Raw genomic sequence first — 13,846 nt, 5'->3', positions numbered from 1 at the left:
TGCGTAAAAAGAGCGCGGGCGGGTGGGGCAGGCATGCCTGCGGCAGCCGCCTTGCAATATCGAGGTAGTAAATGAGCGTGGCGGCGCTCAGACGGCGTCGGCGAATTGCGAAATGACGGCCGGGTTCTCCACCGACGAGGTGTCCTGCACGATCGCTTCGCCCTTTGCCACTGAGCGCAACAGACGCCGCACCACCTTGCCCGAACGTGTCTTCGGCATCGCTTCGCCGAAGCGAATGTCCTTCGGCTTGGCGATCGGGCCGATCTCCTTGCCGATCCACGCACGCAGTTCGTCGGCAACGCGCTTCGCGTCCGGACCCGTGGGGCGTGCGGTTTTGAGCACCACGAAAGCGACGATCGCTTCGCCGAAGGTGTCGTCGGGCCGACCGACCACGGCGGCTTCGGCCACCGACGGATGCGCCGCCAGCGCCGACTCGATTTCCATGGTGCCGAGGCGGTGTCCGGAGACGTTGAGCACGTCGTCGATGCGTCCGGTGATGGTGAAGTAGCCCGTCTCGCGATCGCGTATCGCACCGTCGCCGGCGAGATACAGCTTGCCGCCGAGTTCCTCGGGATAGTAGCCGTGTCGAAAGCGCTCGGGATTACCCCAGATGGTGCGGATCATTGACGGCCAGGGTTTGCGGATGACCAGCACGCCGCCCTGGCCGTTGGGCACTTCCTGCCCGCTTTCGTCGACGATCGCCGCGTCGATGCCGGGCATTGGCAACGTACACGAACCCGGCACCAGCGGCGTCGCGCCCGGCAACGGCGAAATCATGTGGCCGCCGGTTTCGGTCTGCCAGAACGTGTCGAGCACCGGACAACGGCCGCCGCCGACATGCTGTGCATACCATGTCCATGCGCTCGGATTGATTGGTTCCCCCACGGTGCCGAGAATGCGCAGACTGCTCAGATCGTAGCGGCGTGGATGGACCGTTTCGTCGCTGTCGGCCGCCTTGATAAGTGAGCGGATCGCTGTCGGCGCGGTGTAGAAAATGCTCACCTTGTGCCGCTCGATCATTTGCCAGAAGCGTCCGGCGTCGGGATAGGTGGGTACGCCTTCGAAGATGACCTGGGTCGCACCGACCGCGGTCGGTCCATAGCAGATGTAAGTGTGTCCGGTGATCCAGCCGATATCGGCCGTGCACCAGAATACGTCCGCGGGCTTGATGTCGAACGACCATTTCATTGTCACCGCGGCCCACAGCAGATAGCCGCCGGTGCTGTGCTGAACGCCCTTCGGCGCACCCGTCGAACCGGAGGTGTACAGCACGAACAGCGGGTGTTCCGCGCCGACCCATTCCGGCTCGCAGGTGTCGGGCTGGTCGCGTTCGAGTTCGTGCAGCCACGCGTCGCGCCCGGCGATCCATGGAATCCGGCCACCGGTGCGGCGATAGATCGCGACGGTTTTCACGGCTTCGGTGCCGCTCATGGCGAGGGCTTCGTCGACGATGCTTTTGAGCGGCAGCGTCTTGCCGCCGCGCACCTGTTCGTCGGCCGTGATCACGGCCACCGCGCCCACGTTGACGAGCCGCTCATGCAGCGATTTGGCCGAGAAGCCGCCGAACACCACCGAGTGAGGCGCGCCGATCCGCGCACAGGCCTGCATCGCGACGACGCCCTCGATCGACATCGGCATGTAGATCACGACCCGGTCGCCCTTTGTGACGCCGCGTGCGCGCAGCGCGTTGGCGAGCCGGCATACACGGTGATAAAGCGCCTCATAGGTGATGCGGGTGATGACGCCGTCGTCCGCCTCGAACACGATCGCCGTTTTGTCGGCGAGGCCGTTCGCGAGGTTGCGATCGAGGCAGTTGTACGAAGCGTTGAGTTCGCCGTCTTCAAACCATTTATAGAATGGCGCGTTGCTGTCATCCAGCACTTGCGTGAACGGGCGGCGCCACGCGAGGTGCTCGTTGGCAAGACGGGCCCAGAAGCCTTCGTAATCGGTTGCGGCTTCGGCCACCAGGGCGCGGTACGCATCCATGCCGTCGATCGCCGCGTGCTCGATCGTGGGGATGCGCAGCGGCTCGGTGCGAACTGGAGCGGATTCAAGGGTGGACATGCAATGTCTCCTCACAGGATAGTCAAGGACGCGACGACGTCGGACGCGGGTCGATCGCTGGAAGGCTCTTGGTGGCCGTGATACCGCTGCCGCGTGCTGTGGTTAGCGGCGCGGGTAGGGTGATGGATGCATGGCGGAAGGGTTTGGGGTAACGTCCGCGATGAATCAGCGTGGGTGTAGATGCACTATGACCGCGCCGCTGATTGCGCCGTTGATCGATATCAAGCGATCCCGGCGAAACGCGTGGGCATCCGCGTATACGCCGACGCGTTGCCGCAGCGTTGCCGTGAGCGACGGCGTGCCATACGACGTGGGCTGGTCAGACTTTGACTTTGCTCGCCGTCGCTGTCTGGTCCGCGACCGTCGGCACGTCATTGGAAACGGCGCGCGGCGCCGCCTCGTTCCGGGCACAAGGTTCGAGCCGCAAGGCGCCCCATCCGAGCGGTGCGAAGACCCGGCCACCCGCGAGTTCGACCTGCTCGACAAACCGCTCGAGCGACGCGCCGGCCATGATGTGAACCGGCGCGTTGCTGATGAAATCCTGCGTGCGCAGCCACGGCGCGTCGCCGCGATTGATTTCGATCACGCTGAGCTGCTTGCCGTAGTCGGCATTGGGCACCTGCAAAGGTCCGTCGAAGGCGACGGTCAGAATCTGCTCGGGGCCGTCGTCGTACGGCAGACCGGCATGCTGCTCATACGGTGCCTGTTCCCAGCCGTCGCCCCATTGCTGATCGAGCGGTAAGCGCGTGAAATAGGCCCAGGGCGCACGCACGAAACATAGTCCATAGGCGTGGCGTACGCCGTCCAGATCCGCGGTCAGCCCCATATCGCACCTCGTCATCGTGATGGTTGGAAACACCATTCAGCGTGCTTCGTCGTCGGCAAACAGGCCGTTTTCGGGTTCCACGCACGCGTTGTCGACACATTGCACATGCCAGTGGCCGCTCATCAGGGTCCGGCCTGCGTTGCCGCACCATTGAGCACGGCCGGTCTCGCCTTCGAAAGGACCGCCGGGCGTATTCAGATCGAGACCTTCCAGCACGCACCAAGGCGTCGCATCCTGCGGCCCGCACACGAGCGTGTTGCCGGAGTCCACATGCAACGTGCCCCATTCGGGCAACTCGAGCCCGAGATGTCCTTCACGCGACCATCGACGCGTGTCCTTGTCGAGCCACAGGATGACAAACGCCATGGGATTGACGCGGTCGAAGGTGTCGAGGTGGATGGTGAGGCGCATGGGTGGCTCCGTGTGTATCGATTGCAGCCGCGCCAGGCGGCGAGTCCGGTCATTGAGCCAGGACCCACACGATCAGGGTGTGGGCGTCTTCGGCCGTGAGCGGGCCGCCGCGATCCGGCGGCAGCGGCATGGCGGTATCGCCCCAATGCGCCTTGCCTCCTTCTCGCAGTTTGTGTTCGAGCATCAACCGGGCATTCGGCACGTCGCGATAACGTGCCGCGATCTGCTGAAACGAAGGGGCGAGAAAAGGCGCGTCGCGGGTGTGGCAGAACATGCAATGCTGCTGATCGACCAGCGCGGTCGGCTCGGACTGCGCGAGCGCTGCGCTGCTCGCGCTCAGGAACAGTGCGAGCAGCGTCGCGGCGAGATGGGGCAAGGGCACGGCTTTCACGAAGCACACTCCACGAGACGTTCGAGATTCAGTCTACGAGCGAGTGGACCGTTGCGATTGACGCAGGTCAAGTCAACGTTTTTCTGCCAGAAACGCGTGTGAACTGCGGGCTAGGTGTCGTTCGACCCCATCGCACGGTTGATGTGGGTCAATCGGGTCGACCTCGAAGCGGGCGACGCAGCGGCCAGCGGGACTATGCTGGTTACATCGGTGAGCGATGTGTGGCCGCGCTCTGCCTGGCGCGTGCGATGCGCGATAACCGCGGAAGCGCTGGAGGATCACTTCTGCGAGTGAAGCGGCGCTGACGGTGAGGAACATGATTCCAATAGGGCACGTCGCCGTATGATGGTTTGATGACCGTGAATGAAACGGCGAGCTCGGCCAGACGATGGTCTTGCACATGAAGCGAGTGGGCAAAAGGAGGGCGACATGCGCGCGATGGTGTTCGACGGCAACGACTCGTGGCTGCACGATATGCAGGTGCCCGATCCGCAGCCCGACGCGGGTCAACTGCTGATCGACGTCCACGCGTGCGGCGTGTGTCGCACGGACCTGCATCTGATCGACCACGAATTGCCACACCGCAGGCAGCCGGTGATTCCCGGTCATGAGATCGTCGGGACGGTCGCCGCGCTCGGCGTGGGCGTCGCGGGTTTCGCCGTCGGCGACCGGGTCGGTGTGCCGTGGCTCGGCCACACCTGCGGCCAGTGCAGCTACTGCACGAGCGCGCGCGAGAACCTGTGCGACGATCCCGGCTTCACAGGCTATACGCTCGACGGAGGCTACGCCGAACGCACGGTCGCGGACAGCCGTTACTGTTTTCATCTGCCGGCGCAGTATTCCGATATCGAAGCCGCGCCGTTACTCTGCGCGGGACTGATCGGCTATCGCACGCTCAAGATGGCCGGCGACGCGCGGCGCATCGGCATTTACGGCTTCGGGGCAGCCGCGCACATCGTCGCACAGATTGCCCGTCACTAGGGCCGGACGGTGTATGCCTTCACCCGTCCCGGCGACCTCGACAGTCAGCAGTTCGCGCTGCGCCTCGGCGCTGCATGGGCGGGCGCCAGCGACGCGGCGCCGCCCGATGAACTGGACGCCGCCTTGCTGTTCGCGCCCGTCGGCGCATTGGTGCCGCTCGCGCTGAAAGCGGTGGCGAAGGGCGGGGTGGTAGTGTGCGGCGGCATTCATATGACCGACATCCCGTCGTTTCCGTATGCATTCCTGTGGGGCGAACGGCGCGTGGTGTCGGTGGCGAATCTGACGCGCGAAGACGGCGTGGCGTTCATGCGACTGGCTGCGCAAACCCGTCTTCAGATCGCCACGACCACTTACCCATTGGGCGACGCCAACCGGGCGCTGGATGACCTGCGCACGGGTAAGCTCACCGGTGCGGCGGTGCTGTCGATCGGCTGACAGTAAGCTAAAAAATAGCCGACGCCCAGCGTTGCGCTAGATTTCGTCGTCATCGCCGAGCAGCTTGTGGCGCAGCGCATAGCGCACCAGCGCGGCTTCGTGCGGCATCTGCATCTTCTCGAGGATACGGGTTTTGTACGTGCTCACGGTCTTGCTGCTGACACACAACTCGGCGGCGATCTCAGTGATGGTTTGCCCTGCCGCGATGCGGCGGAACACGTCGAATTCGCGATCGGACAGGCGTTGATGAGGCAGCGTGTCAGCGGGTTCGTTCAGGCTTTGCGCAAAGCGCTCGGCCATGGCGAGGCTCACATAGACGCCGCCGGAGGCCACCTTGCCGACCGACGAGACCAGTTCGGCACTGGCGCTTTCTTTGGTGAGATACCCGGAGGCGCCGGCCTTGAAGGCACGCACGGCGTACTGCTGCTCCGCGTGCATGGTGAGCACGAGAATGCGCAGCGCCGGCTTTTCCTCCTTGATCTGCCTGATCAGTTCGACGCCGTTGCGTCCCGGCATCGACAAATCCAGCACGAGTACCTCGGCCGGATGCGAGCGGACCAGTGCGATCGTACTGGCGCCGTCGTTAGCTTCACCGACGACGTCGAACCCGCTCGCATTCTGCAGGATATGACGCAGACCATCGCGCACGAGCGCATGGTCGTCGGCTATCAGCACTCGAATCATCTTTGCGTCTCCCGCTATTGCTCGCCGATTCGTCGGCGTGCCTCTTTGACGCTACTGAGTTTCCCGGCGCGGCTGAAATCGTCCGGCGCGGGGGCAAAAAACCGCCTGCCCCCCATTTTCTGCGATTTGTACGGATCACGCCATGACATCCGGCGCAACGGGTAATCGAAGCCCGTCGTACGGCGCTTGATCGTCATCAAACGTAATTTTGGCGCGAACGGCAGACTGAATTCTCAGGCGCTTTTTAGCGAAGCGCCTTCAGATCGATTCGAGTTTCAGGAGATTGTCATGTACCAACGGATACTCGTCGCCATCGACGGCAGCCAGGCGGCGCAGCTTGCGCTCGAGCAGGCGCTGAACATCGCGGAGGTGGCGGATTCGACCGTGACGGCGGTGTTCGTCGCCGAACATGCCGCGCAAATGATCGACATCGGCACGGGTCGGCTCGACGAATCGGCGCGGACCAAAGCGTCGGCCGAAGCCGCCATGGCCACCCTGGAAGACGCCCGCGCGTTCTTCGAGCAACGCGGCGTGCGCGGGCTGACGCGCATCGTCGACGCGTATGGCGAAGATATCGTGAGCGTGCTGAGCCGTGTCGCGGACACCTGCGAAGCCGATCTCGTCGTCATGGGCACGCACGGCCGGCGTGGGATCGGGCGGTTGCTGCTAGGCAGTGTCGCGGAGGCGTTCGTGCGGCGCGCGAATATGCCGGTTCTACTGGTTCGGCGCGCGCGCGATCAGGATGAAATCCCCTCGGAGCTTTAGTGGCACGGATGCCGCACAGGGGCGGCATAAAAAGCGCCACAAAAAGAAGCGCCCTGAAAAACGGGGCGCTTTAAATTTACGCGTGGGGCTATTTCCGCGTAATGTCTGAACGACCCCGGTGGGCGGTGTCGAGTGGCTAGTGCCGTGTCGGCGGAGTCGTGCACTTCACGACGGTTTGCTCGCCGTGTCGGACGACGGCGCTGTCGTGCCTGAATCAGCTTGAACACAGTGCGAGGAGATCATCAGCACCGGACACTGCGCGACCCGCAGAAAGCGTTCGGCGACGCTGCCGAGCATCATGCGACGGAAGCCTCGCCGGCCGTGCGTGCCCATTACCACCACGTCGGCCTTGAAGTCGGCGGCCGCGCGCTGGATGCAGTGAGCAACGTCGTCGGCGACCGGATCCGCCTCGATGATGCGCGGCGTGCCGCTCACGCCGGCGCGTGCCATGAGTTCGGCGGCTTGCTGGGTCACATGCGCGCCTTCTTCAAGCAGCGCGTCGCGCACATAAGACGGGTCGTAGGCAGGGACGTCGTACGCCATCACCGGCACATCCACGACGAACAGCGGTTGCAGTTGCGCGCCGGCGTCGTGCGCCAGTTGCAACGCCGCACCCAGCGCGTGCTGCGACGTTTCACTACCGTCGATGGCGACCAGAATCTGCTGATACATGACGTCTCTCCTGAAAAATCCTTCCGATGACACGCTGTCAAGCGGCTGCGACCGTCAATGCGACATCAGCACCGGTAAGGTCATCGACTTGAGCACGGCGCGAGTGGCGCCGCCCAGCACCAGTTCCTGCCAGCGGGTATGCGCGTAGGCGCCCATCACGAGCAGGTCCGCTTCGAGCCCGGCGGCGGTCGACAGCAACATGTCGCCGGCCGCGAGGCCTGAGGCGGCCTCGACGTTCCTGATTTCGACGCGAACGCCGTGCCGCGCGAGCACCGCCGCGATGTCGGCGCCCGCGATGGGCGGCTGCGAATCACCGTGCGTGCCGTTCACCGTCACGATCGTGGTAAGCCGTGCCGCGCGCATAAACGGCAGCGCATCGTGCACGGCACGGGCCGCTTCGCGGCTACCGTCCCAGCCGACCATCACATGGTCGCCAGGCAGGGTGACGCTGGTCGCATACGGCACGAGCAGCACCGGCCGCCCCGCGGACATGACGAGGTGTTCCGGGAAGGCGTTGTCGACGTAAGACTCCGGATCATTCGGATTGTCCTGGCCGGCGACGATCAGGTCGGCGCAACGGCTGCGATTTGGCAGCGCGAGGTTGGCCGGCTCGTCGACGGCGATCCATTCGCCCTCCACGCCAGCGCGGCCCAACTCGGCGTGAAACAGACGCTCGAGCGCGCCGCGCCGCTCGGCGCGTAACTGCTCGTGGGTCGCGTAGTAGCTCGCGGTGCCGGCCATGATGGACAACGACCGCGGATTGGGACTGAACACCGCGAATACGCCGGTCAGATGGGCGCCGAACTGCTTCGCGAGATGCAGCGCGACTTCGAGCCGCGGATGGGCGCGCCGGCTCGTGTCCAGATGAACGACGATGGTTTTGTAGCTCATTGCAAACCTCCAGAAGTGGATGGGTGGCGCAAGAACGTGTGGTCCCAGTCTAGGAGCGAACGCGTCCACGGCGTTGATTCAGGTCAATGCAGGTGGCGTTGACCCGGTCACTTCGAACCGCTCGGCACGTTGATTGGGGTGCCCCGCCTGTCGACCTGTTCGCCGCCTTACGGCGCGCTAAACCGGCGCGTGCTGGACCAGATTGGCGCGCAGTGCTTCGGCGAAGCGCCTGAAGGCATGCAACGAGCCCGCGATGCTTTGATAGCGTTCGCGGCCGATCTGTCCGTCGAGCGTAATCAGCATGCCGGCCTCACGGGCCAGCGCGAGGAGCGCGTCGAACTCGCAGGCGTCCGCGTGCTGAGGTTGGGTTGCCGACGCGGTAGCGCAGGGGGAAGAAATAGCGTTCGACATGGCCGGTCTCCTGACGTGTCAACCTCGGTGCGGTTATCGTGGCGCGCTGCGAGGGCAATCCATTGCTGCTGTCTTGAAATTCAGTATTGGTCAGTGCACCGCGGATGCAAATCAGTCTGCGCTGAGCTTGGCGTCAGGTCTGCCGCGCTCGTGTCGGACTTTCCCTACAGACAATGCGGCGCGGGTAACCCCTCGCAACGCATGCCCAATCGATGTCTTGACTCAGGTCAAGCGTCTCAAACCGCGCGAGCCGATGATCCAGTCATCACGCCGATCGTGTATTGCCAGTCCGCCGCGTCACTGCTGCGGGCGACTTCGCGACGGAACCCGCGAGAAAACGCGGAACGCAAGGGAGAGAGGACATGGGAGTCGGCATGCAAATCGTCTATCTCGGCTTTGCCGGGACAGTACAAATCGAGGCTGAAGCGGCTTCGCAGTTAGTACGTCTGGAGCGCTTCAGTCAGGCCATTTCGGGTTGCCATCTGGCGATCGAATCCATCCGCGCGACGAAAGAGTGCAATCGCGTCGACGGCGGTGCGGATGAGGCGCGCGGTCCCTTGTTCGACGCCCGACTCGATCTGATCATGCACAGCGGCGAACTCGTTCCGATCAGACATTGCTTGAACGCGGACGCCGAAGTGGCGATTCACGCAGCATTCGATTCCGCCGAAGCGCAGCTTGCGCGCACGCCGGGTCGTCAACGCTCCTGAGGTACGACGCATCGATCGCCTGAACAATCCCATTTTGTAGTGCATTGCGAGGAGTACGTCATGTACGGAAAAATTCTGGTTGCCGTGGATGGCAGCGAAGCAGCGAAGTGTGCGCTAGACGAAGCGATCCGCATGGCTAAACTGGCGCACGCCAGCTTGACCGCGGTGTATGTAATCGACCAGTCGGCGGCCTTTACCTACGCGGGTGCGTGCGATCCGCGCCTGCTGACCGATGCCGCGCGGCAAGTCGGACGCAGCTTGCTGGACGACGCGCTCGCGAAGATGCAAGCGCTCGACGTGACGGGCGATACCGAAATTCTCGAAACCCAGGGCATTGCCGAAGACATTGCCAGTTGCATCGCACGCTGCGTTGCGCGGCGTGGCGTGGATCTGGTCGTGATGGGTACGCACGGCCGGCGGGGTATGCGGCGGATGGTGCTCGGCAGCGTCGCCGAGCGTTTCGTCCGGCATTCGCCGTGCCCCGTGCTGCTGATTCGGGAACCCACGGTGGCCTGAGCATGGGGGCGCCGGGCGTGACGTCTTCATCGTGACGGCGTGCCGACTGGGACCAGCTAACGCTCACCAGGAGTATCCGGCTCGCCGGCCTGAATCGCGTCGAGCGGAAGGTGAACCGTGATCCGGAACCCCGCCCTCGGCGCGCTGTCGATCAGCACGAACCCGCCGAGCTGCCGGGCGCGCTCACGCATGCCCAGCAGGCCGAGCGAATTGGTCTTGCGCTCGCCGCCCGTGGCGTCGCCGAGGCCGTTGTCTTCAACGCGCACGGTGCAACGGTCCGTGCTCGCCGAGAGGGTGATGCGCACCTCGCTGGCCTGCGCGTGTTTCGCTACGTTGGTCAGCGCTTCCTGCACGATCCGGAAAATCGCGGTGGAAGCCGGCACGGTGAAGATCTTGTGATCGACCTCGATATCGACGTAGGTTTTCACGCCGAACCGGCCCGCAAAGTCGTCAGCCAGCCACTCGAGCGCGGGCGCCAAACCCAGGTCGTCCAGCATCGGCGGCCGGAGGTTGGCCGCGATCCTCCGCAGCGATCCGATCGTATCGTCGATCTGCTGTTGCAGTCCGCGCGTCGCCGCGAGCGCGGGGGAGCCGCCGTTGCCGTCGCTCAATTGGTTTTCCAGCGCGGCGATCCCCATTTTGAGCGCGGTTAGCTGCTGGCCGAGATCGTCGTGCAATTCGCGCGCGATACGCCTTTGCTCCTCCTCGCGTGCGCTCTGCATGCGCACGGCAAGCTCGCTCGCGTGTTCGAGTTCCGCGAGCCGCATGCGTTCGCTCATGTCGCGCGTGACTTTGGCGAAGCCCAGCAACACGCCGGTTGTGTCATATACCGCGGTGATCGCGACATCCGCCCAGAACCGCGATCCGTCGCGGCGCACGCGCCAACCCTGATCTTCCACTCTGCCTTGGGCCGTTGCGACGGCCAGCTCGTGCGCGGGCTTATTGGACGCGATGTCTTCCGGCGTGTAGAAAACCGAGAAATGGCGGCCGATGATTTCGCCGGCTTCGTAGCCTTTGATTTTCCTTGCGCCGCCGTTCCAACTCGCTACCCGACCCGTCGGATCGAGCATGAAGATCGCATAGTCCTGCACGGCATCGATCAGGAGTCGATAGCGGTCTTCGAGCGGCACGTCGGAATCGTTTGCCGTGCCAACCCGCCGTTTAGCCTGGTTCCAATCGAAAATCACCGGCATCTCCCGATGGACTATGCGCGGTGATGGATGAAGCGCCGCGCCTTGAGAACCTTCCTATCATAATCGGCCAGGGCGGTTTTGCAACGAACCGCCGTCCACCTTACGTTCAGGCGGCCCGGCTCGATGGAACGACACCGCGCGGCCCAAGCCGCTCACTGGTATTGACGCAAATCAACGGGTTCGGGCGTGTCGAGCGGATCATCGATATATTGCCCCGTCGCGACCTTGTGCGGCACGCACCCTCGGCGGGCCATTCGCTACAACACACGAAGCGTCTTACGCCGGGGACGGAACCATGTATCACCAAATTCTGTTGGCCGTGGATGGGAGCGATGCGTCGATTCAGGCGCTGCACCAGGCCCTTGACATTGCAACGCTCGCCCAGGCAAGCCTGCACGCCGTCTATGTCGTGCATCCCTGGCAATTGTCGCCGTACGCCGGCTACTACGACCCCGAGGCGCTTCGCAAGGTGCTGCGGGAGGACGCACGAACGGCGTTGGATGTCGCCCGCGCGGCAATGTCCGCGCGTGGCGTGACAGGGACGACGGAGATCGTCGAGGCAGAGAGCGCCGCGGACGATATCGCCAGTTGTCTGCAACGCTGCGCGCAGCGCCATGGCGCCGAGCTGGTGGCAATGGGCACGCACGGCCGGCACGGCGTGAAGCGGGCGATGCTCGGCAGCGTCGCCGAGCAGTTCCTGCGGATTTCCACTTGCCCCGTGCTGCTGGTTCGAGGGATTCACGGGGGCACTGATGGTCGAGACGTCGTATAACCATTTTCTCGTCGTCGTTTCCGTGCTGGTTGCAATCGTCGCGTCGGATACGTCGCTGGAGATGAAGACCCGCGTGAACGCCGCAAGAGGGTGGCAGAAAACCGGCTGGCTTTGCGGCGGAGCGGTGGCGATGGGGGTCGGTATCTGGTCGATGCACTTTACCGGCATGCTGGCCTTCGATCTCCCGCTGTCAATCGGCTACGACGCATCTTTCACCGGCCTGTCACTGGTGATCGCGATCGTATCCAGCGCCTTTGCGCTATGGTTCGTGGCCGGCTCGCGATATTCGCCGGCCCGGCTCGGCTGGGGCGCGCTTCTGATGGGCACCGGCATCGCGGCATGCACTACGCGGGAATGGCCGCGATGCAGATCGAACCGGGCATCCAGTACGACCTGCGGCTCGTTGCGCTGTCCGTGAGCGTCGCGGTCGGCGCGTGCGGGCTCGCGCTATGGATGGCGTTCCGCCTGAAACAGCGCTCGCGTCATGCGGTATGGATGCGGGCGGGCGCCGCTGTGTTGATGGGGAGTGCGATCGCGGGGATGCACTATATCGGCATGGCGGCGGCCAGCTTTCCGACCGGCAGCCGCTGCACGGCCTCGGCACTGGCAAAGGGCAGTAGCTGGCTGAGCGTCGCGGTCGTCGCCGGCGGGTTTGCGGTCATGGCGATCGCGAGGGTGAGTGCCGTCCTCGACCGGATCGGCAAGGCGCTTGCCCTCAAGCTGGCGGCTTCGCTCGCCGACGCCAATGAAAGTCTCACCTACGTGTCCTTGCACGATCCGCTGACGCAACTCTCCAATCGCAGCCTGCTGGAGGACAAGTTGCGACATACCATGCGCGGCGTCCCGAATGCCGAACCGGCGCTCGCGGTGCTGTTCATCGATCTGGACAACTTCAAAAGTGTCAACGATGCATACGGTCACCAGGCGGGTGATGCGCTGCTCGTGGAAATGGCGCAGCGCATCGCGGCCTTGTTCACCGCGTCGGACACGGTCGCGCGGTTCGGCGGAGACGAGTTCGTCGTGGCCGCGCGATTCGACAGCGTCGGTCAGGCCATGTTGTTCGCCGACTGCATTCTGGCCGCCGCGAGGCGGCCTTTCAACGTCGAAGGAGAGCCGTTGCGGCTGTCGGTGAGCGTCGGCGTGGCGCTGTATCCCGGCGATGGCGAAAGCGTGCACGAAGTGATTCGCAACGCAGACGCAGCCATGTACCAGGCAAAGGCGCAGGGCCGCGACAGACAATGCTTCTTCGACCCGTCGATGACCGCCCACGCGAAGGTGCATCTTGCGATGGTCCAGGAGCTTCGCACCGCGCTCGAGCGACATGATTTCGTGCTGTTCTACCAACCTCAGATGAGCGTCACCTCCGAGCGAACGGTCGGCGTCGAGGCGCTGCTTCGCTGGCGCCATCCGTCACGCGGATGGGTCGCGCCGAGCGAATTCCTGCCGCTCGCGGAGCGATTTGGACTGATCGTGCCGCTCGGCTCGTGGGTGCTGAACGAGGCCTGCCGTCAGCTCGCCGAATGGCACCGCCGCGGCTATGGCGAGTTGACGATGTCGGTCAACCTGTCTGCCTTGCAATTCGCCGATGCCGGTCTTGCCGACCGGGTTGGAGAAGCGCTCGCGAACAACCAGGTGGGGCCAGGCACGCTGACGCTGGAAGTCACCGAATCGGTCGCCATGGAAAACGTCGAGCAGAGCATGCGAATTCTGCAAACACTACGCGAAATGGGGGTATCCATTGCGATTGACGACTTCGGCACCGGTTATTCCAGCCTGCTGTATCTCCAGCGCTTTCCCGCGACCGAACTGAAAATCGATTGTGGTTTCGTGCGCCAGCTTACCCAGAGCGCGGAAGACGTTGCCATCGCTTCAGCCATCGTCGCGCTTGGCAAGACGCTGCATCTGAAAGTGGTGGCCGAGGGCGTCGAAACCGAAGAGCAGAAGCGTTTCCTTGCGGTACTCGGCTGCGACCTGCTGCAGGGGTTTCTGCCAGGCCGCCCGATGCCGGCGGACCAACTCTGGGCCCATCTGTGTGCCGAAAGCGCGGCATGCAGCGCCATGGAACCGCCGGAAGAAACTGCCGACCTGGGTGGCGTCGCACAGTGAATTTGACAAAGATCAAAA

15 protein-coding genes and 1 pseudogene are annotated in these 13,846 nt (G+C 64.0%); 7 read left to right on the top strand and 9 right to left on the bottom strand.

Annotated features, from left to right (window positions below; all coding sequences use genetic code 11):
• Window positions 1-87 precede the first annotated feature (87 nt).
• The 4 genes from acs to GGD40_RS02580 all read right to left on the bottom strand — a co-directional run bounded on the left by acs (window position 88) and on the right by GGD40_RS02580 (window position 3,683).
• Entirely contained in the window at window positions 88-2,064 is a 1,977-nt protein-coding gene (acs, locus tag GGD40_RS02595) for an acetate--CoA ligase (RefSeq protein ID WP_179704629.1), read from the bottom strand.
• A gap of 319 nt (window positions 2,065-2,383) precedes the next feature.
• A complete protein-coding gene (locus GGD40_RS02590; RefSeq protein ID WP_257030323.1) occupies window positions 2,384-2,890 on the bottom strand; it encodes a hypothetical protein in 507 nt (168 codons plus the stop codon).
• 36 nt (window positions 2,891-2,926) lie between these two features.
• Complete coding sequence (locus GGD40_RS02585) at window positions 2,927-3,301, bottom strand: DUF3564 domain-containing protein (protein WP_179704627.1); 375 nt, start codon at window positions 3,299-3,301, stop codon at window positions 2,927-2,929.
• 49 nt (window positions 3,302-3,350) lie between these two features.
• Window positions 3,351-3,683, bottom strand: a complete 333-nt coding sequence (locus GGD40_RS02580; RefSeq protein WP_373565311.1) for a c-type cytochrome — start codon at window positions 3,681-3,683, stop codon at window positions 3,351-3,353.
• Window positions 3,684-4,121: 438 nt separating this feature from the next.
• Here GGD40_RS02580 and GGD40_RS02575 point away from each other — a divergent pair.
• Window positions 4,122-5,108 (top strand): annotated as a pseudogene (locus GGD40_RS02575) (zinc-dependent alcohol dehydrogenase family protein).
• Between the two features lie 36 nt (window positions 5,109-5,144).
• On the opposite strand, the gene GGD40_RS02570 reads toward GGD40_RS02575, so the two are convergent.
• Entirely contained in the window at window positions 5,145-5,792 is a 648-nt protein-coding gene (locus tag GGD40_RS02570) for a response regulator (RefSeq protein WP_179704623.1), read from the bottom strand.
• A gap of 288 nt (window positions 5,793-6,080) precedes the next feature.
• Here GGD40_RS02570 and GGD40_RS02565 point away from each other — a divergent pair, with 288 nt between their 5' ends.
• Complete coding sequence (locus tag GGD40_RS02565; protein ID WP_179704621.1) at window positions 6,081-6,557, top strand: universal stress protein; 477 nt, start codon at window positions 6,081-6,083, stop codon at window positions 6,555-6,557.
• 165 nt (window positions 6,558-6,722) lie between these two features.
• Here GGD40_RS02565 and GGD40_RS02560 read toward each other — a convergent pair whose 3' ends face one another.
• The 3 genes from GGD40_RS02560 to GGD40_RS02550 form a co-directional block, all read right to left on the bottom strand.
• Complete coding sequence (locus tag GGD40_RS02560) at window positions 6,723-7,229, bottom strand: universal stress protein (protein WP_179704619.1); 507 nt, start codon at window positions 7,227-7,229, stop codon at window positions 6,723-6,725.
• 54 nt (window positions 7,230-7,283) lie between these two features.
• Window positions 7,284-8,120, bottom strand: coding sequence for a universal stress protein (locus GGD40_RS02555; protein ID WP_179704617.1), 837 nt, complete (start codon window positions 8,118-8,120; stop codon window positions 7,284-7,286).
• Window positions 8,121-8,297: 177 nt separating this feature from the next.
• A complete protein-coding gene (locus tag GGD40_RS02550) occupies window positions 8,298-8,531 on the bottom strand; it encodes a hypothetical protein (protein ID WP_179704615.1) in 234 nt (77 codons plus the stop codon).
• A gap of 362 nt (window positions 8,532-8,893) precedes the next feature.
• Here GGD40_RS02550 and GGD40_RS02545 point away from each other — a divergent pair, with 362 nt between their 5' ends.
• Together GGD40_RS02545 and GGD40_RS02540 are read left to right on the top strand one after the other, a co-directional pair.
• Window positions 8,894-9,241, top strand: a complete 348-nt coding sequence (locus GGD40_RS02545; RefSeq protein ID WP_179704613.1) for a hypothetical protein — start codon at window positions 8,894-8,896, stop codon at window positions 9,239-9,241.
• A 60-nt stretch (window positions 9,242-9,301) separates the two neighbouring features.
• Complete coding sequence (locus GGD40_RS02540) at window positions 9,302-9,757, top strand: universal stress protein (RefSeq protein WP_179704610.1); 456 nt, start codon at window positions 9,302-9,304, stop codon at window positions 9,755-9,757.
• 56 nt (window positions 9,758-9,813) lie between these two features.
• On the opposite strand, the gene GGD40_RS02535 is transcribed toward GGD40_RS02540, so the two are convergent.
• Window positions 9,814-10,944: a PAS domain-containing sensor histidine kinase gene (locus tag GGD40_RS02535; protein ID WP_373565248.1), complete on the bottom strand. Its 1,131-nt coding sequence runs from the start codon at window positions 10,942-10,944 to the stop codon at window positions 9,814-9,816.
• A gap of 301 nt (window positions 10,945-11,245) precedes the next feature.
• Between GGD40_RS02535 and GGD40_RS02530 the strand changes: the two genes are divergently transcribed.
• From GGD40_RS02530 to GGD40_RS02525, 3 genes are read left to right on the top strand one after another with little or no spacing between them, the layout of a single operon-like run.
• Entirely contained in the window at window positions 11,246-11,722 is a 477-nt protein-coding gene (locus GGD40_RS02530; protein ID WP_179742707.1) for a universal stress protein, read from the top strand.
• A complete protein-coding gene (locus GGD40_RS37200) occupies window positions 11,703-12,140 on the top strand; it encodes an MHYT domain-containing protein (protein WP_306456571.1) in 438 nt (145 codons plus the stop codon). The genes GGD40_RS02530 and GGD40_RS37200 overlap by 20 nt, the downstream gene beginning before the upstream one ends.
• Window positions 12,062-13,828: an EAL domain-containing protein gene (locus tag GGD40_RS02525; RefSeq protein WP_306456570.1), complete on the top strand. Its 1,767-nt coding sequence runs from the start codon at window positions 12,062-12,064 to the stop codon at window positions 13,826-13,828. The genes GGD40_RS37200 and GGD40_RS02525 overlap by 79 nt, the downstream gene beginning before the upstream one ends.
• Window positions 13,829-13,846 lie beyond the last annotated feature (18 nt).

Origin of the sequence: Paraburkholderia bryophila (assembly GCF_013409255.1) — a bacterium.
Taxonomy (GTDB): Bacteria; Pseudomonadota; Gammaproteobacteria; order Burkholderiales; family Burkholderiaceae; genus Paraburkholderia.
This window is presented reverse-complemented; position numbering and strand designations above follow the sequence as displayed.

Excerpts from the sequence above, each read along its gene's own strand:
- acs (WP_179704629.1), bottom strand. The coding sequence starts at position 2,064 with ATGTCCACCCTTGAATCCGCTCCAGTTCGCACCGAGCCGCTGCGCATC.
- GGD40_RS02590 (WP_257030323.1), bottom strand. The coding sequence starts at position 2,890 with ATGGGGCTGACCGCGGATCTGGACGGCGTACGCCACGCCTATGGACTA.
- GGD40_RS02585 (WP_179704627.1), bottom strand. The coding sequence starts at position 3,301 with ATGCGCCTCACCATCCACCTCGACACCTTCGACCGCGTCAATCCCATG.
- GGD40_RS02570 (WP_179704623.1), bottom strand. The coding sequence starts at position 5,792 with ATGATTCGAGTGCTGATAGCCGACGACCATGCGCTCGTGCGCGATGGT.
- GGD40_RS02565 (WP_179704621.1), top strand. The coding sequence starts at position 6,081 with ATGTACCAACGGATACTCGTCGCCATCGACGGCAGCCAGGCGGCGCAG.
- GGD40_RS02560 (WP_179704619.1), bottom strand. The coding sequence starts at position 7,229 with ATGTATCAGCAGATTCTGGTCGCCATCGACGGTAGTGAAACGTCGCAG.
- GGD40_RS02555 (WP_179704617.1), bottom strand. The coding sequence starts at position 8,120 with ATGAGCTACAAAACCATCGTCGTTCATCTGGACACGAGCCGGCGCGCC.
- GGD40_RS02550 (WP_179704615.1), bottom strand. The coding sequence starts at position 8,531 with ATGTCGAACGCTATTTCTTCCCCCTGCGCTACCGCGTCGGCAACCCAA.
- GGD40_RS02545 (WP_179704613.1), top strand. The coding sequence starts at position 8,894 with ATGGGAGTCGGCATGCAAATCGTCTATCTCGGCTTTGCCGGGACAGTA.
- GGD40_RS02540 (WP_179704610.1), top strand. The coding sequence starts at position 9,302 with ATGTACGGAAAAATTCTGGTTGCCGTGGATGGCAGCGAAGCAGCGAAG.
- GGD40_RS02530 (WP_179742707.1), top strand. The coding sequence starts at position 11,246 with ATGTATCACCAAATTCTGTTGGCCGTGGATGGGAGCGATGCGTCGATT.
- GGD40_RS37200 (WP_306456571.1), top strand. The coding sequence starts at position 11,703 with ATGGTCGAGACGTCGTATAACCATTTTCTCGTCGTCGTTTCCGTGCTG.
- GGD40_RS02525 (WP_306456570.1), top strand. The coding sequence starts at position 12,062 with ATGCACTACGCGGGAATGGCCGCGATGCAGATCGAACCGGGCATCCAG.